The organism is Kiloniella sp., from assembly GCF_048270245.1.
GTDB lineage: Bacteria > Pseudomonadota > Alphaproteobacteria > Kiloniellales > Kiloniellaceae > Kiloniella.
The window spans coordinates 319,195-336,815 of the sequence record NZ_JBLWTH010000002.1; the positions used below are offsets into that span (position 1 = coordinate 319,195).

Here is a 17,621-nt window from a genome sequence, read left to right on the forward strand (position 1 = left end):
TTGCGACACAGCCTATCCCCTTCTTATTTAATAATAGTAAAACAGCCTTTACCGCCAACGGCTTTGGCGAAAGAACCTGTTTCATAAATAGAAAACACAATAATCGGTATATTATTTTCCCGCGTCAGTGCAATAGCAGAATGATCCATGACACCTAAATCATCCGTAAAGACACGCTTATAAGAAAGACTTTCAAAGCGCTCTGCAGTTGGATCTTTTACAGGATCAGCAGAATAGACGCCATCAACTTTTGTACCTTTCAGCAATACTTCACATCCCATTTCCGAGGCGCGCAAAGCTGCAGCCGTGTCGGTTGTGAAATAAGGATTACCCGTACCAGCACCAAAGATAACGACCCGCCCCTTGTCCAAATGGCGTTCTGCACGTCTACGAATATAAGGCTCGGCAACAGTATCCATAGGGATCGCAGTTTGAACACGAGTTTCAACGCCAACCTGTTCCAAAGCATTTTGCATTGCCAGCGAATTCATCACGGTTGCAAGCATGCCCATATAATCAGCAGTTGAACGCTCCATACCCGCAGCCGCGCCGGAAAGCCCGCGGAAGATATTACCACCACCAACGACAACACAGACCTCTACGCCCATCGCGACGACTTCTTTAATATCTAGCGCAATCTGGTTTACTGTCTCAGGATCCAGCCCGAACTGGCCATTCCCCATAAGCGCTTCACCAGAAAGCTTTAAAAGAACACGTTTATATTTGGGTGCGTCTGTCACAGAGATCTCCTTTGTCCACTGCGATACCAAATCATCCTATTATCCGAACACTCTTCTAGCGTAAAAATGTGCTCGAAAAAAGACAATCCTAGTGGAAGCGAGTGATTTTGAATACAAAAATGGCCCCGACCTCTCTCCCCACAGGAAGAACAGATCGCGGCCAAATTCGTGATTTACTTAGTTACCGAGTGTCGCAGCAACTTCAGCAGCAAAGTCTTCTTCTTTTTTCTCAATGCCTTCACCAAGCTGGAAACGTACGAAACCAGTTAGTTTTACAGGAGCACCAAGTTCTTTAGCAAAAAGCTCAACAGCTTTACCGACAGAATTTTCACCATCGATAACATAACCCTGCTCTAGCAAGCATACTTCTTCGTAATACTTGCGAAGACGACCAACGAGCATTTTCTCGATGATTTCTTCTGGCTTACCAGAAGCACGTGCCTGATCAGAAAGAACTTCTTTCTCACGCTCAAGAGCAGTAACGTCAACAGAGTCACGATCAAGCGCCTGTGGGTTAGCAGCGGCAACATGCATTGCAACCTGCTTACCGAAAGCTTCAAGCTTAGCCGCATCGCCAGATGACTCAAGAGCAACCAACACACCAATTTTACCAAGACCAGGAGCTGTCTGATTGTGGATGTAAGAAGCAACAACACCTTCACTAACTTCTAAAGAAGCAGTGCGACGTAGGCTCATGTTTTCGCCAATGGTTGCGATGTTTTTAGTCAACACGTCAGCAACAGTGCCCTCACCACCTGGGTAATCAGCATTTGCAAGTGCCTCAACATCACCACCAACAGTCAGAGCCTGCTGAGCAACAGCTTTAACGAAAGACTGGAACTGTTCGTTACGAGAAACAAAGTCTGTTTCTGCGTTAACTTCCACAACAGCACCTTTGGCACCGTCGGTAGAAACAGCAACAAGACCTTCTGAAGCGACACGACCTGCTTTTTTAGCAGCGGCAGCAAGGCCTTTTTTACGAAGCCAATCAACGGCTCCTTCTAAGTTACCATCAGTTTCGGCAAGGGCTTTTTTACAATCCATCATGCCGGCACCGGACTGATCCCGGAGTTCTTTAACCAGAGCAGCAGTAATCTGGGCCATTTTCTATCTCTTTTCAGAAATTAAATATCAACATAGACACAAGTACGAGAACGGCGGCATACAAGCCGCCGTTCCAATCGTTCATTTGCGAACAGCTTAAGCTTCAGCAGCAGCGGTTTCTGCAGGAGCTTTCTCTTCAGAAGCAGCTTCAGCGGCTGGCGCTTCTTCAGCAGCGGCAGCTTCAGGTAGCTGCTCGGCAGGAGCTTCTTCAGAAGCACCGATATCTGCACCAGAAGCAGTCAGCTCTTGCTGAAGACCATCGATAACCGCATCGGCAAAGAGATCACAGTAAAGGCTGATCGCACGGATCGCATCGTCGTTACCAGGGATTGGGAACGTGATGTCAGCTGGATCAGAGTTCGAATCAAGGATACCAACAACAGGAATTTTCAATTTCGCTGCTTCAGCAATTGCCAGGTGCTCCTTGTTTGTGTCGATAACAACGATCACATCAGGAATACCACCCATTTCCTTAATTCCGCCAAGAGCGCGCTCTAGCTTGTCGCGCTGACGAGTAAGATTAAGAAGTTCTTTTTTAGTCAGGCCACCCTGATCACCATCAAGACGCTCATCAAGCTCTTTCAGACGACGGATTGAGTTAGAAACTGTTTTCCAGTTAGTCAGCATTCCGCCCAACCAACGATGGTTAACATAATACTGACCACAGCGTTTTGCTGCTTCAGCCATTTTCTCACTTGCCTGACGTTTTGTTCCAACGAACAGAACGCGACCGCCACCGGCAACAACTTCACGTGTAAAAGCAAGACCTTTGTGGAGCATTGGTACGCTTTGCTCAAGATCAAGAATGTGGATGCCGTTACGTGCACCAAAAATGTACTGAGACATTTTCGGGTTCCAACGACGAGTTGTATGACCGAAGTGAACACCAGCTTCTAGAAGCTGACGCATTGTAAATGTAGGAAGCGCCATAGAATAAAACCTTTTCTCTTCCGGTTAAACTTCCGCAGGCCGTAATCGCTATCCAAGATAGAGACACCAGAAACGACGAACAAACTGTTCTCGTTAGACCTACGTGTTGTTTTAGTGATGTTGCGGGTGATACTCTTCTAGAGCAAAGGATGCAAGTCTTTTCTCACCCATAAATGCATTCATCATAATTATATCATCAAAAGTATCATATATCAGGAATTAAACCTCTTCCAAATCGATGCCTTCAATTGCTTTGATTGCCTGACGAATAGAAGGCGAAACAGTATAGCCTTTTGGGAGTTCCAATTCCAGTTCCTGACCATCTTTCAGTCCCAAAACAACAGAAATACGCCCTCGGCCCTTTACAGCATGATTATCAAGTATCGTTTTCAAGGGCTCCAAGGGCTTATCAGAATTTATATATAGCTTAAGGCCCGTGTCTGTTAACGAGGCTGCATCATCAAGAGGTGTAACCGCCTGAAGAAGAAACCGGGGTTCGTCATCATCCGGCTTAACTTCCCCAGTAAGGGTCGCCAAGATGGGAACTTTACTCTCTAGGATTTCACGACTGGCCAAAAGTACATTAGAGAAGACCATGGCCTCTATCGTACCATGCGCATCAGAAATCTGTACAAAGGCAAATTTAGAGCCCTTTTTGGAAATTCGTTCCTGTTTACCGACAACAATCGCACCAATTTTAAGGGGACCACCCTGGCCTTTGTATTTCTTGGTTTGATCAATAGCCTCGGCAATATTGATCGCGCGCAAGCGTTTTAAAATCTGGGTGTAGGTATCAATTGGATGAGCTGAGAGATAAAAACCGATCGCATCAAATTCATGTTTTAGTTTTTCCAGTTCAGGCCAGTCTGGCACCTTAGGTAAAGACAGGTCAATCATGGTTGTATTATCGTCACCACCAAAAAGATTAACCTGATCGCTCTCTCTTTCTTGCGCTGCTGCGGAAATATTTCGAACAATATTTTCCGCGCCCAAGAAAACCTGTTGTCTATTGGGTGACAGGCTATCAAATGCACCAGCCTTAGAGAGGTTTTCGACCAGTCGCTTATTGATGGTTTTCGAATCAACCCGTCCGACCAAATCAGTCAGATCCTTGAAGGGACCATTTTCATTTCGTTCGTTCGTTATGTTCTCAATGGCTTGCTCACCAACATTTTTAACAGCCGCCATCGCATAGCGAACCGCTTTATTCCCGTCCTCTATGGTTTCAACCATAAACTCGGCATAGGACTTGTTGATATCCGGCACCAGCAAGGGGATCTCTAGACGCGACAGTTCTTGCCTGAAAATATTCAGCTTATCAGTATTTGAAATATCATAAGTCATGGTCGCCGCCATGAACTCAACGGGGTAATTCGCCTTTAGATAAGCTGTATGATAAGCGACCAGTGCATAGGCCGCGGCATGGCTTTTGTTAAAACCATAACCTGCAAACTTGTTGACCTGATCAAAGATCTCATCTGCCTTCGCGGCCTTAACGTCGTTTTTGACGGCCCCCTCAACAAAGATCTTTCGTTGCGCATCCATTTCTGCCTGAATTTTTTTACCCATAGCGCGGCGCAGCAAATCCGCACCGCCTAATGAATAACCGGAAAGCTGCTGCGCGATCTGCATCACCTGTTCCTGATAGATCATAATCCCGTAGGTTTCTTTCAGGATATCCTCGATCAAGGGATGCATATAGTCAGGCGTCTCTTCACCTTTTTTTCGAAGGATATAACTTGGAATGTTCTCCATCGGACCAGGACGATACAACGCCACGACCGCGATGATATCCTCGAACCTATCAGGTTTCATTCGTTTGAGAACATCGCGCATACCAGTGGATTCCAGCTGGAATACACCAACCGTATCTCCACGCCCGAGCAACTCAAAAGAAGCTTTATCGTCCAACGGCACTTCACTGAGGTTAATTTGTATGCCCGAAGACCGGATAAACTCGCAAGCGCGCTCCAAAACAGTCAAGGTTTTCAAACCTAGAAAATCGAACTTTACCAAACCAGCTTGTTCAACAAACTTCATATTGAACTGTGTCACCGGCATGTCTGAACGTGGATCTCGGTAAAGCGGTACCAGCTGGTCAAGTGGCCGATCCCCAATCACAACCCCCGCGGCATGGGTTGATGCATGGCGGTAAAGGCCTTCAATCTTTTGAGCAATGTTCAAAAGATTATCAACGGCTTCATCGGTACGGGCCATTTCTCTAAGTTGAGGCTCCTGCGCAATCGCCTCTGGCAATGATGTTGGTTTGGCCGGGTTATTCGGCACAAGCTTACTCAAACGGTCCACTTGTGGATATGGCATTTGCAGAACACGACCAACGTCACGGAGAGCTGCTCTCGCCTGTAACTTACCAAAAGTGATAATCTGCGCGACCTTATCTCGCCCGTACTTATCCTGAACGTAGGTGATCACCTTGTCGCGCTTGTCCTGACAGAAATCCACATCAAAATCAGGCATGGAAACACGTTCCGGGTTCAAAAACCTCTCGAAAAGCAAGCCCCAACGCAAAGGATCAAGGTCGGTAATCGTTAAAACCCAGGCCACGACAGATCCCGCACCTGATCCACGCCCGGGTCCAACTGGAATATTTTGTTCCTTTGCCCACATAATAAAATCGGCAACAATAAGGAAGTAGCCGGGGAAACCCATCTGTTCGATGATCCCCAATTCATATTCAAGCCGTTCTCGATAAGGCTTAGCCACCTCTTCACGCTCAGCGTCATCCATATCAGCCGTAAAGACGTGTTTTTCCAGACGATCATCCAGCCCGACCTCTGACTGATGGCGTAATTCTTCGGTTTCGGATCGGCCATCCCCCGTGTCGAACGGTGGCAAGATCGGCGCAATTGGTTCTACAAACCAGGAACAACGTTGCGCAATGACTAGAGTATTCTCAATAGCCTCTGGTATATCCGCGAAAAGCCGCTTCATTTCATCGGCAGATTTGAACCGATGCTCAGGCGTCAAGCGGCGACGTTCACTTTGAGAAACGTAAGCCCCTTCCGCAATACAAATCAGAGCATCATGCGGAAGATACATATCATCAGCGGCAAAAAAGGCCTCGTTTGTCGCAACCAACGGAACACAATGTTTATAAGCCAGATCAATCAAACGATCTTCAATTACTTGCTCTTCAGCTAACCCGTGGCGCATCAGCTCTACATAAAAACGGCCCTGAAAAATACCCGCCAATTGCGTAAAAATAGCCTCTGCATCAGCAGTTCTATTTTCCAGTAACAAACGTCCAACAGCGCCTTTCGGACCTGCACTCAAGGCGATCAAACCTTCATTACTACGCTCAAGATCGGCAAGAGTTACCTGTGGTGTCAGTCCTGTTTCTGTCTCCATAAAGGCATGAGAAATCAGGTGCATCAAGTTCATGTAGCCCTTTTGGTTTTGGGCAATGAGAACCAATTGATCAGGCTCGGGAACAATCGCACCTGTCCGCTTATCAGCATCGGGACGCGCAACCATTAACTGCGTCCCCATAATTGGCTGAACACCTGCACCTTTGGCTGTCAGTGAAAATTCGAGAGCCCCGAACATGTTACTACTGTCCGTAATTGCAGCAGCTGGCATATCATGCTTCTTGCACAGCTCAACAAGTTCTTTGGCCTTAATAGCGCCTTCAGACAGGGAATAAGCGGTATGAACCCGAAGATGAACAAAGTCGGCATACGCCATAAGGAAACTCTCAAATTAAATAAAACTGTAACGTCAATATTTCAGGATCAGCTATACTCCAGATAGCTTGGAAAAGGCAAAATAAAAACCCGAAGCCAACAGGTATCGAGTTTTTATTCATGCAAACAATTTCATATTAAAAACAATCTACTATGGCTTATTTTTAATATAAATTTTTAAGAAATTAATTTAGCGAACTTTACCATTCTCAAAATGAAGAACCCGATCCATACGGCCGGCCAGTTCATGATTGTGCGTTGCGATCAAGGCTGTAAGCCCCACAGAACGAACAAGCTTTAGCAACAGCTCAAAAACTCTGTTAGCCGTTTCCGGATCAAGATTACCTGTTGGCTCATCAGCCAGCAGAACAGATGGTGCATTTGCGAGTGCTCGCGCGATTGCTACACGCTGTTGCTCACCACCCGACAATTCCGCAGGACGGTGAGAAATACGCTCGGCAAGTCCTACCGTATCCAGAAGCTCACTCGCCCGTTTATGAGCTTTTTTATGGGATAGTCCGGTGATCATCTGTGGCAGGATAACATTTTCCACCGCAGAAAATTCAGGAAGGAGATGATGATACTGATAAACAAAACCAATCGTATCGCGACGGAGCGATGTTCTGTTTTTATCATTCAGAGAAGCTGATGGCGTTCCATTAACCAGAATGTCACCGCTATCAGGTTTTTCGAGAAGCCCCGCACTGTGTAAAAGCGTTGATTTACCAGCACCGGAAGGGCCTATCAGTGCAACCAGTTCACCCGGCCTGATATCAAAACTGACATCATTAAGAACATGAAGTTCTTTCGCCCCTTGTTTATAGGTTTTATTAACACCAACAAGGGATAGACCTTTCATTTCCTTATTCATAGCGAATTGCCTCCACAGGATCTAACCGCGCAGCACGCCACGCAGGAAAAATCGGGGCGAGGAATGAAAAGAACAAGGCCATACCGACAACCTGAAGCACTTCGGATGTCTCTACGACTGCTGGTAGCTTGGAAAGGAAATAAATCTCGGCATCAAAAAGATTGGTTCCGGACAAACCTTCCAGCCATTGCCGGATTGTTTCGATGTTTTCTGCAAAGGACAGACCAAGTACAAATCCAGCCAAGGTACCGATAACACCAATAGATGCCCCACTAAGGAAGAAAACCCTGAGGATCATTCCCCGCGTTGCCCCCATCGTTCGCAGAATTGCGATATCACGCCCCTTGTCTTTAACCAGCATGATCTGGCCGGAAACGATATTGAAAACAGCAACAAGGATAATAAGCGACAGGATCAAGAACATAACATTGCGTTCAACCTGAATAGCATTAAAGAAGCTGGCGTTACTTTGCTGCCAATCTCGCGTAACGATCCCTGTGCCTATTGTGTTGTGTATATCCCGACGCACCGCATTCGTCAGATCCGGGTTATCAACAAAAACCTCAATCGTATTTACCATTTCTGGTAACTCAAAAAAGATCTGCGCAGCATCAAGCGTCATGTAGATAAAACTGCTGTCGTATTCATACATCCCGATGTCAAAAAGGGCTGCAATGGTATAGGCCTTAAGGCGTGGAATAGAACCGAAGACAGTGACCGAGCTATTCGGGGATACCAGGGTAATTTTATCCCCAACACCGAGACGTAAACTTCTCGCCAAACGTTCCCCGATTACAACATTATCACCAGTAAAATCATTCAGCGATCCAGCGACAATTTTTTCCGCAATCAACTTACGTGCTTTGAGATCTTTTGGTGCCATGCCACGGACCAAACCACCCGTAGCTGTACCGCTGGCCGTGACCATGACTTGCCCCTGCACCTGCGGAGTTGCACTTGTCACACTGGATAGGGCGCTTATCCGTTCAGCGATCGTTTTATAGTCAACAAGATCACCCTGAACCCCGACCACAGCCAAATGACCATTAACCCCGAGTATCCGGCCAAGAAGCTCTTGACGGAACCCGTTCATGACGGACATCACAATAATCAAAGTCGCAACGCCCAAGGCAATACCAACTAGGGAAAAGCCTGCAATGACTGAAATAAACCCTTCTTTACGACGGGAACGGAGGTAGCGTAAGGCCACCATGCGCTCAAAAGCACCAAAAACCATCAACTATCTCTCTTCCCGTCTAAATCCTAAAGGCCTAATTTAGAAAGCGCAGCTTCCAATGTTAGCTCTTCTTTCTCACCAGTCTTACGATTTTTCAACTCAACTACGCCATTTTTAAGGCCACGTGGTCCGATAACCATCTGCCAAGGCAAACCGATCAGATCCATGTCTTTGAATTTAGCCCCCGCAGAGGTATCACGATCATCGTAAAGGCAATCAACTCCAGCAGTATTAAACTTCTGATAAAGATCATCACAAGCCTTGGCACAGGCTTCATCTTTGGCTTTCAGATTGATCAAGCCAACTTGGTAAGGTGCCACTGCTTCCGGCCAGATAATACCGTTTTCATCGTGACTGGCTTCGATAATAGCGCCCAAGAGACGGGAAACACCGATACCATAAGAGCCCATAAAGACAGGAACGTTTTCACCTTCGCTGTTAAGGACATAAGCCCCCATTGGCTCAGAGTATTTTGTACCAAAGTGGAAGATATGTCCGACCTCAATGCCGCGGCACTGCATTCTCTTGTCTTCAAGAACAGATCCTTCAAAGTCTTCTTTGACGTACATTTCATCTGTTGCCGCATAGATGCTGGTCCAGTCATCAACAATTGGCTGCAAATCACCGCTGTAATCAACATCAGCAGAAGGAGATGCTTTTTCCAAAAAGTCAGAGTGACAGAACACTTCGGACTCACCTGTATCGGCAAGAATGATAAACTCGTGACTGAGGTCTCCGCCGATTGGTCCTGTGTCAGCAGCCATTGGAATGGCCCGCAATCCCAGGCGCTCAAAGGTGCGCAGGTAGGAAACAAACATCCGGTTGTACGCGGCTTTGGCCGATTCAAAATCAATATCGAAAGAATAGGCATCTTTCATAAAGAATTCGCGACCACGCATCACACCAAAACGCGGGCGAACTTCGTCACGGAATTTCCACTGAATGTGATAGAGATTTTTCGGCAGATCTTTGTAGCTCTTTACCGCATTGGCAAAGATTTCTGTGACCATCTCTTCATTGGTTGGCCCATAGAGCATGTCCCGACCGTGACGATCTTCGATACGCAGCATTTCTTTGCCGTAATCATCATAACGGCCAGACTTGCGCCACAAATCAGCAGGCTGGATGGTCGGCATCAGGATTTCCTGCGCCCCTGCCCGGTTTTGTTCTTCGCGGATAATCTGCTCGACCTTACGAAGGACTTTCAAGCCCATCGGTAACCAAGAATAAATTCCAGATGTAGCCTGACGGATCATGCCCGCACGCAACATATAACGGTGAGAGACAATCTGTGCCTCGGTTGGGTTTTCCTTCAGTGTTGGAAGGAAATAAGCAGAAAGGCGCATCTGGATATCCTGGAATGCTATGAGATCAATAATAAATAAGGAACAATTCAGTTATAGGACTGAAAAGTATGCGGTCATATATATGGGATGAAATGGCACTTGTCCATGACAGAAAAACAAGCTTTTCCTAAGAAATTTTAGCCTGTTTATGATATCAGGCGATAACCACGAAACTACTCGCGGTCTAATATTTCCTGACACTTCAGGGATAACTCTCTCTGTTCTTCACTTTGAAGCCGCTGGCCATTGAAAAAAGCTTCGCCATTTTTGTGTACTTCAACAACACCGATCTCGGCATCTGCTTCAAAATTGGCTTTGTTTGCGGGAATATTATAGCGCTCGAACATATCAATAGTTATCGGAATTCGAATGATTTCGGGAAGAACGATTGGCTGTGCATTCAAATCCGCCGGGACAATTTTTTTCCCTCTTTTACTTACGCCGGGCGTATAGGCAACATCATCGCTTGGATGGTGTAACATCAAACGACGACAATCGTCTTCCTCAATCGTTATTACGCCATTTTCCAATGAACTTACTTCCGCGTACGCGGGTGGCGCCAAGATAAGCGCACAAATAGATGCCGACGCGAATGAACGAAAATTTTTAACCAGATAAAAACAATAATAACAATGCATTATCACACCATATTAAGAAGATGAGTCAAAAAAAACGGCCTGCTGGTAATAATATCAACAGGCCGTTTATAAATCTATAATGCTTTATCTATTACTCATTACAATTAATAGGCTAACTCACCAATTGTGATCAATTGATTAGTAATAACGTAATAAGCAACGCCCCACAAAACAGCTGCGATGGCACTCGTGATAAGGGCCTTACGCAGAAGCATCGGATTTTTCGGGGCTGAGGGTTCATGACCAACTTCAGGATTTTCTTCGGCTCGAACACCAAAGGGAAGCGCCATAAAAAATATCAACCACCAAATAATAACGTAAACAAGAATACCCGTAACCCAGTTCATCTTTAATTCTCTCTCAACCTAAGCCTGTTCCAGCTCAACAAGGGTTCCACAAAAATCTTTTGGATGCAGGAAAAGGACTGGTTTGTTATGCGCCCCTATTTTAGGTTCGCCGTCCCCAAGCACCCTAGCGCCTTCTGCTTTAAGCTTATCCCGAGCGATAACAATATCATCAACTTCATAACAGATATGATGAATACCACCTGCGGGGTTCTTTTCCAGAAAATTGCCTATTGGTGAATTCTCACCCAAAGGATAAAGAAATTCTATTTTGGTATTGGGAAGATTGACAAAGACGACTGTTACACCATGATCGGGCTGATCAACCGCTTCGGTCACTTCCGCCCCCAACACATCACGATACTGGGCAACCGCTGCATTCAAATCGGGAACAGCAATCGCAACATGATTTAAACGACCAATCATTGTTAAACCTCTTTTAATCCAGATAAGAAGCCAAACGGATAATATGTACATCCGTTACAGGCTTCTTATCATAAATTTTGCTAAAATGACGACGCACAGCGCGAATAGCAACTTCGCGAATAATACTGTCATTTTTCATTTCAGATTTTTTCAGTGTGCCAAAGATATCTTTCAGATAATCGATTGCGTCTTCAAAGTCCTCAAACTCTTCATCAAGATCAAGAATTCCCTGAACGGTCAATTGAGGCGTATCAGCCAGCATGTTTGCTTCATTGATAACCAGAGAAACAACCGCCGATCCGTTATACATCATTTTCTGACGCGCTTTGATAATCGGGCTATCAATTGGAATAAGGCGACGGTCTTCTATTGCGAGAAGCCCGGAATCTATTTCTTTAATCTTTTCTGCCTTACCTGGTGCCAGACGGATAAGATGACCATTCTTTGCCACGATCTGAGTTTTCACACCACATTCAGCAGCTAGTTTTGCATGGGCACGTAGATGCCGCGCTTCACCATGAACAGGCACAGAGACTTTGGGCTGCACCCATTCATAAAGCTTGCGAACTTCTTCTTTCCCCGGATGTCCGGATACATGAACATGTTCGTCCCGATCAGTGATCACCCGAACACCCAGTTCAGACAGATTGTTTTGTAATCTGAAAATTGATGTCTCGTTACCCGGAATTATTCTGGACGAGAAGATAATCGTATCATCTTCTTCCAAATATACATGCTTGAACCCATCCTTTGACAAGCGTGACAAGGCAGACCGTGGTTCGCCTTGGCTCCCCGTACAAAGAACAAGAACCTCGCCCTTGGGCATATAGGAAAATTCATCCTCAGAAAGTAAAGGAGCAACTGTTTTGAGATAGCCATTCTCACGAGCAGCAGCATAAATTCGGTGCATTGAACGCCCAAGAAGAACAACCCGACGGCCGCAAATCTCTGCCGCTTTCATAACAGATTCAACTCTTGCGACGTTACTTGCAAAACACGTCACCGCAACACGGCCTGTGCATTTTGCGATTACATCAATAAGCCCATTACGAACAGATGCTTCAGACCCAGATTCACTGGTAGACATCACATTGGTTGAATCACTGATCATTGCCAGAATATCTTCATCGGCCAAAGCCTGAAGACGCTTCTTGTCATAATGCGGGCCAACCAAAGGTTCAGGATCAAACTTCCAGTCCCCGGAATGAAAAACCGTGCCACATGTTGTTCTGATCAACAGAGAAGCCGGTTCTGGGATAGAATGGGTCATGGAAATCAATTCGATTTCAAATGGTCCCGCCGTAAAAGTACCTGCAACCGGGATAACCGTGATTTCGGCTTCATCTTCGATCCCAGCCTCAACCAATTTGGAATAGACCATAGATTTGGTGAAAGGCGTACAATAAATCGGACAACGCAATTCAGACCACAAATGTGGAACAGCACCGATGTGATCTTCGTGCGCATGGGTCAGAACCAATCCGACGAGATTCTCTCTCTGCTCTTCAATAAAGGTCGGGTCAGGCATGATAACATCAATACCCGGATACCTTGCCCCATCAGCAAAAGAAATCCCCAAATCTACCATCAGCCACTTACCATTATGGCCATAGAGGTTCAGGTTCATCCCAATTTCGCCTGTACCACCAAGAGGCAGGAACAAGAGCTCGTCTTTTTTAGCGACAACCGCTTTACGCATTTCTTACCTAACTTAAGTCTTTTGACTATTTAATTCATAGATGGCGATCAAGCCACGAAGAGTTACATCTTTATCAATATGATCAATGACATCGGTCGCCGTATCAAACAACTGAGCTAGGCCACCGGTCGCAACAACCTTTAGCGGGGTACCGTATTCATCGCGGATGCGTTGTACCATGCCTTCGACCATAGATATATAGCCCCAGAAGATGCCTGATTCCATGGCCGGGATGGTTGCTTTACCAATTACCTGTGAAGGCGCTTTGATATCGATCCGGGGGAGCTTTGCTGACGCCATATACAGCGCTTCAATAGACAGGTTAACACCCGGCGCTATAACCCCACCTTCATAGGCACCATCTGCACCAACAATGTCAAAGGTGGTGGCCGTCCCAAAGTCAATCAGAATAAGATTACCGCCATAGCGCTGATACCCGGCCACCGCATTCACAAGGCGGTCAGCGCCCGCTTGTTCGGGGTGATCGATATTTACTTTCAGCCCCAAATTAATTTTACCTAACTCAACCATTAGCGGCGTACAGGAAAAATAGCTCTGGCATAGTGTTTTGAGATTATAGTTTGACGCAGGAACAACATTGGCAAGGATCGCACCCGTTATGTCTTTTGGCTCCAGTCCTTTTAAAGCCATAAGCTGCGTTAACCAGACGGCATATTCATCAGCCGTTTTTTTACTGTCACTGGTCGCGCGCCAATAGCCTTTTTGGTCATGCCCGTCATAAATGGCAAAAACCACATTTGTATTACCTGAATCAATAACAAGCAGCATTATCTGTCTCGGTGTCTATCTCGGTTTCAAGAAGCAAAGAAGACGTCCCCTGCGGTAACCAACCGCTGTTTGCCATTTTCCAGATCCAAGTCCAGTGCACCATCTTTGTCGATGGTGACAAAGCGGCCGGAAAGTGTTTCGCCGGGAAGCCTGACGTAAATTTTTTCACCTAAACCATGTGCCTGATCCAGCCAAGCTGACCGCACACTATCGAAGCCCTCTTTCTTCCATAGTTTGTATCTGGCGTCAAAACTATTGATAAAGCTTTCCAACAATTTATCGGCTCCGATATCATCTGACAGCCCCTGTTCACGCAAACTGGTCGCAGGATAACGAGCATCATCCGGATAGTGTTCCAGATTAACGCCGATCCCCATGATCAGATAATCGAGCTCGCCAGAACGATCCGCTTTACTCTCAAGCAGGATACCGGACACTTTTTTACCAGAGAGCAAAACATCATTAGGCCACTTCAAGCCAGGCACAAGCTTACGATCCAGTTGACGTATGGCATCGGACAGGGCCAAAGATGCAACAAAGCTTAGGTTAGCGGCTTCAGCAATAGATTTCTCAGGGCGCAAAAGTGTCGAAAAATAAAGATTGCCGACAGGACTAACCCATGTTCGCCCTTGTCTTCCCCGGCCCGCAGATTGACGAAGGGCCCAGACGATTGTTCCGTCTTGGGCCCCCTGTTCAGCAAGAAGACGAACCTCATCATTTGTACTACCTACATCTTCTTTGCAGATCACTGCAAAAGAAGATGGAATGACAAGGGATGAGGTTCCCTCTTTCATATCTTTACCCGGCAAAGAGAGCCGAAGCAGCAACCGCTGCACCATCCATAATTGGTGATGAGAACAGAATAAAGAACACGACAAAAGCAGTTGTTACTGTCAATACCAATGTCATTTCAGCACCAATAGGTTTGTCGAAAGATCCACTTGGCTCATCAAAGTACATCACTTTAATAATGCGGAGGTAATAGAACGCTCCGATTACAGAAGTCAAAATACCAATCACAGCCAATGTTGTCAGTCCGGCATCAACAGCAGCAGCAAAAACCACGTACTTTGCAAAGAAACCAGCGAGTGGCGGAATACCAGCCATTGAGAACATAAAGATTGTCAAGGCCAGCGCCATCGCTGGGCTGGTTTTACTCAAGCCTTTGAGGTCATCAATCTCTTCGACCATGGTACCTTTCTGGCGCATGCTAAGAATACACGCAAAGGTTCCCATGTTCATGAAGATGTAAATCGTCATGTAAATGACAAGACCTTCAACACCCGCCTGCGTTCCAGCAGCCAAACCAACCAACGCATAACCAATATTACCAATAGAACTATAGGCCATCAGACGTTTGATATTGGTTTGCTTGATCGCAGCAAGAGAACCCAAAATCATGGATGCAAGCGCCACAAACACAATGATCTGTTGCCATTCCGCGACCAATGATCCAAATGGATCACTTAGCAATCTGGCAAAAAGTGCGATGGCTGCAACTTTTGGGGCAGACGCGAAAAAGGCTGTCACAGGGGTTGGTGCGCCCTCGTAAACATCCGGTGTCCACATATGGAATGGTACCGCAGAAATCTTGAACGCAATGGCGGCACAAACAAAAACCAAGCCAACAACAAGACCAACCTGTGGAGACTGATCTCCAGCAGCAAGGCCAGAAATAACAGTTCCCAGCGTGTCAAAGTCTGTGGTTCCGGTAAACCCATAGATCATGGAACAACCGTACAACAACATCCCCGAAGACAAGGCGCCGAGCACAAAGTACTTCAAGCCAGCTTCTGAAGAACGCAGGTTTTCACGGCGAATAGCAGCAATGACATAAAGTGCCAAGCTTTGAAGTTCCAGACCGACATATAGTGACATCAAGTCATTTGACGAGATCATCATCATCATGCCGAGCGTCGCCAAGACCATCAGCACAGGAATTTCAAACCTTGCCATGCCTTCACGTTCAACGAAGCGCTGGGTCATCAAAATACCAAAGCCAGATGCCGTCAAAGCAACAAGTTTCATATAGTTCGCATAGGCATCAACAACAAAGAGGCCACCGAATGCTAAACCTTGTTTTTGACCGCCAAAGAAGATCAGGCCGAAAGCGACAGCAATGACAGCAACCGACAAAGCCGAAACAAAACCAGCTGTTTTATTTCCTGCATAAGCTCCGTAAAGCAGCAGCACCGTTGCAGAACATGCCAGGAAAATCTCGGGCAATGCCATTGATAGATCTGTTGTGATCATCTTGATAGCCCCTCTATTGACCAAAGACCTGCGCAAACATCGGCGCGGCGTTCGAGGCTGCGATTGCAGTCTCATAGTTAGTGACAAGATTACTTACTGATGCAGACATGATATCCAGAAAGCTCGGCGGATAAATCCCCATCCAGAGTGTAAGAATGATCAAAGGTGCAAAGACAGCTTTTTCTCTCCAGTTGAGATCCAGAAGTGCTTTCACATCATCTTTTTCCAGTTTCCCGAAGATTACCTTGCGATAAAGGTAAAGCATGTAGGCTGCGCCCAAGACCATACCTGTTGCAGCAAGTGCAGCAACCCATGTGTTTGCTTTAAACGCCCCGACCAAAACAAGAAATTCGCCAACAAAACCACCTGTTCCTGGCAAGCCGACTGACGCAAGCATAAAGACCATGAACATCAGGGCATAGACAGGCATCCTGTCCACAACGCCACCATACGCCGCAATCATACGTGTATGCATACGGTCATAGATAACGCCAACACAAAGGAAGAGTGCCGCAGAAACAACACCATGTGACAGCATCTGATAGATTGCGCCTTCGATACCTTGTTGGTTCGCGGCAAAGATACCGATTGTCACATAGCCCATATGTGCAACAGAAGAATAAGCAATCAGCTTTTTCATATCTTCCTGCGCCAAAGCAACAAGTGATGTATAGATCACCGCAACAATAGAAAGCGTATAAACCAAAGGTGTGAAGTATACAGAGGCTTCAGGCATCATTGGTAGCGAGAAACGCAGGAAGCCATAAGCCCCCATTTTCAATAGAACCCCGGCAAGAATAACAGATCCAGCTGTTGGGGCTTCCACGTGTGCGTCTGGCAACCATGTATGAACGGGCCACATCGGCACCTTAACCGCAAAGGAAGCAAAGAAGGCTATCCAAAGCCACTTCTGCATTTCAGACGGAAAAGTGGTTGTCATCAACGCCGTGATATCCGTTGTACCTGCGAATGAATACATTGCCAGAATGGCAACCAGCATCAATACAGATCCTGCAAGTGTATAGAGGAACAGTTTGAAAGCCGCATAAACACGACGCGCACCGCCCCAGACACCAATGATCAGGAACATCGGGATCAACACACCTTCGAAGAAGATGTAGAAGACAACAATATCAAGCGCACAGAACATGCCGACCATCATGGTTTCAAGAATAAGGAAAGAAACCATGTATTCCTTCACACGTTTGTTCACAGCACCCCATGAAGAGATAATGCAAATTGGCGTCAGAAGTGTTGAAAGCAGAACAAAGAGAACAGAGATACCATCGACACCCATCCGATAGGACAGACCAAGCGAAGGCATCCATTCAACGTCTTCCACAAACTGGAACTCGGCAGTTCCACGTTCAAATCCTGTCCAGAGAAGAAGAGAAACCGCGAACGTCACCCCAGATACCCAAAGGGCAACCCAGCGTGAGTTTTTAGCAACTGCCTCTTCATTATCCCCCCGGATAAGAAGAATGATAAGCGCACCCAACAAAGGGGCAAAGGTCACAATTGAGAGAATATGATCTTGCAT

The 17,621-nt window shown here is 46.3% G+C and carries 15 protein-coding genes; all 15 read right to left on the reverse strand.

What is annotated here, in order from left to right:
- Positions 1-23: 23 nt before the first annotated feature.
- Entirely contained in the window at positions 24-740 is a 717-nt protein-coding gene (pyrH, locus tag ACN0W5_RS06715) for a UMP kinase (RefSeq protein WP_417453394.1), read from the reverse strand.
- Positions 741-917: 177 nt separating this feature from the next.
- Positions 918-1,844, reverse strand: a complete 927-nt coding sequence (gene tsf, locus ACN0W5_RS06720; RefSeq protein WP_085904735.1) for a translation elongation factor Ts — start codon at positions 1,842-1,844, stop codon at positions 918-920.
- A gap of 96 nt (positions 1,845-1,940) precedes the next feature.
- Complete coding sequence (gene rpsB, locus ACN0W5_RS06725; RefSeq protein WP_417453395.1) at positions 1,941-2,774, reverse strand: 30S ribosomal protein S2; 834 nt, start codon at positions 2,772-2,774, stop codon at positions 1,941-1,943.
- Between the two features lie 219 nt (positions 2,775-2,993).
- A complete protein-coding gene (dnaE, locus tag ACN0W5_RS06730) occupies positions 2,994-6,479 on the reverse strand; it encodes a DNA polymerase III subunit alpha (RefSeq protein WP_417453396.1) in 3,486 nt (1,161 codons plus the stop codon).
- Between the two features lie 189 nt (positions 6,480-6,668).
- Positions 6,669-7,349, reverse strand: a complete 681-nt coding sequence (locus ACN0W5_RS06735) for an ABC transporter ATP-binding protein (RefSeq protein WP_299376302.1) — start codon at positions 7,347-7,349, stop codon at positions 6,669-6,671.
- Positions 7,342-8,586, reverse strand: a complete 1,245-nt coding sequence (locus ACN0W5_RS06740) for a lipoprotein-releasing ABC transporter permease subunit (RefSeq protein WP_417453584.1) — start codon at positions 8,584-8,586, stop codon at positions 7,342-7,344. The genes ACN0W5_RS06735 and ACN0W5_RS06740 overlap by 8 nt, the downstream gene beginning before the upstream one ends.
- A 26-nt stretch (positions 8,587-8,612) precedes the next feature.
- The gene (gene proS / locus ACN0W5_RS06745; protein ID WP_417453397.1) at positions 8,613-9,932 is read right to left on the reverse strand and encodes a proline--tRNA ligase; all 1,320 of its coding nucleotides are present in this window, start codon (positions 9,930-9,932) and stop codon (positions 8,613-8,615) included.
- Between the two features lie 173 nt (positions 9,933-10,105).
- On the reverse strand, positions 10,106-10,495 hold the full coding sequence (locus tag ACN0W5_RS06750) for a hypothetical protein (protein WP_417453398.1): 390 nt from the start codon (positions 10,493-10,495) through the stop codon (positions 10,106-10,108).
- Between the two features lie 179 nt (positions 10,496-10,674).
- A complete protein-coding gene (locus tag ACN0W5_RS06755; protein ID WP_299379963.1) occupies positions 10,675-10,917 on the reverse strand; it encodes a DUF1467 family protein in 243 nt (80 codons plus the stop codon).
- A gap of 18 nt (positions 10,918-10,935) precedes the next feature.
- Positions 10,936-11,340 carry a methylmalonyl-CoA epimerase gene (gene mce, locus ACN0W5_RS06760; RefSeq protein WP_417453399.1) on the reverse strand — a complete coding sequence of 135 codons (405 nt, stop codon included), beginning with the start codon at positions 11,338-11,340 and terminating at the stop codon, positions 10,936-10,938.
- Between the two features lie 13 nt (positions 11,341-11,353).
- Positions 11,354-13,039, reverse strand: a complete 1,686-nt coding sequence (locus ACN0W5_RS06765) for a ribonuclease J (RefSeq protein WP_417453400.1) — start codon at positions 13,037-13,039, stop codon at positions 11,354-11,356.
- 12 nt (positions 13,040-13,051) lie between these two features.
- A complete protein-coding gene (locus ACN0W5_RS06770; protein ID WP_417453401.1) occupies positions 13,052-13,828 on the reverse strand; it encodes a type III pantothenate kinase in 777 nt (258 codons plus the stop codon).
- Between the two features lie 26 nt (positions 13,829-13,854).
- The gene (locus ACN0W5_RS06775) at positions 13,855-14,622 is read right to left on the reverse strand and encodes a biotin--[acetyl-CoA-carboxylase] ligase (RefSeq protein ID WP_417453402.1); all 768 of its coding nucleotides are present in this window, start codon (positions 14,620-14,622) and stop codon (positions 13,855-13,857) included.
- 4 nt (positions 14,623-14,626) lie between these two features.
- Positions 14,627-16,081 carry an NADH-quinone oxidoreductase subunit NuoN gene (gene nuoN / locus ACN0W5_RS06780; protein ID WP_417453403.1) on the reverse strand — a complete coding sequence of 485 codons (1,455 nt, stop codon included), beginning with the start codon at positions 16,079-16,081 and terminating at the stop codon, positions 14,627-14,629.
- A gap of 13 nt (positions 16,082-16,094) precedes the next feature.
- Positions 16,095-17,621 (reverse strand): NADH-quinone oxidoreductase subunit M, encoded by a 1,527-nt coding sequence (locus ACN0W5_RS06785; protein ID WP_417453404.1) that lies wholly within the window; start codon positions 17,619-17,621, stop codon positions 16,095-16,097.

Coding starts and splice junctions, on each gene's coding strand:
- tsf (WP_085904735.1), bottom strand. CDS start 1,844: ATGGCCCAGATTACTGCTGCTCTGGTTAAAGAACTCCGGGATCAGTCC.
- rpsB (WP_417453395.1), bottom strand. CDS start 2,774: ATGGCGCTTCCTACATTTACAATGCGTCAGCTTCTAGAAGCTGGTGTT.
- dnaE (WP_417453396.1), bottom strand. CDS start 6,479: ATGGCGTATGCCGACTTTGTTCATCTTCGGGTTCATACCGCTTATTCC.
- ACN0W5_RS06735 (WP_299376302.1), bottom strand. CDS start 7,349: ATGAATAAGGAAATGAAAGGTCTATCCCTTGTTGGTGTTAATAAAACC.
- ACN0W5_RS06740 (WP_417453584.1), bottom strand. CDS start 8,586: ATGGTTTTTGGTGCTTTTGAGCGCATGGTGGCCTTACGCTACCTCCGT.
- proS (WP_417453397.1), bottom strand. CDS start 9,932: ATGCGCCTTTCTGCTTATTTCCTTCCAACACTGAAGGAAAACCCAACC.
- ACN0W5_RS06755 (WP_299379963.1), bottom strand. CDS start 10,917: ATGAACTGGGTTACGGGTATTCTTGTTTACGTTATTATTTGGTGGTTG.
- mce (WP_417453399.1), bottom strand. CDS start 11,340: ATGATTGGTCGTTTAAATCATGTTGCGATTGCTGTTCCCGATTTGAAT.
- ACN0W5_RS06765 (WP_417453400.1), bottom strand. CDS start 13,039: ATGCGTAAAGCGGTTGTCGCTAAAAAAGACGAGCTCTTGTTCCTGCCT.
- ACN0W5_RS06770 (WP_417453401.1), bottom strand. CDS start 13,828: ATGCTGCTTGTTATTGATTCAGGTAATACAAATGTGGTTTTTGCCATT.
- ACN0W5_RS06775 (WP_417453402.1), bottom strand. CDS start 14,622: ATGAAAGAGGGAACCTCATCCCTTGTCATTCCATCTTCTTTTGCAGTG.
- nuoN (WP_417453403.1), bottom strand. CDS start 16,081: ATGATCACAACAGATCTATCAATGGCATTGCCCGAGATTTTCCTGGCA.
- ACN0W5_RS06785 (WP_417453404.1), bottom strand. CDS start 17,621: ATGCAAGATCATATTCTCTCAATTGTGACCTTTGCCCCTTTGTTGGGT.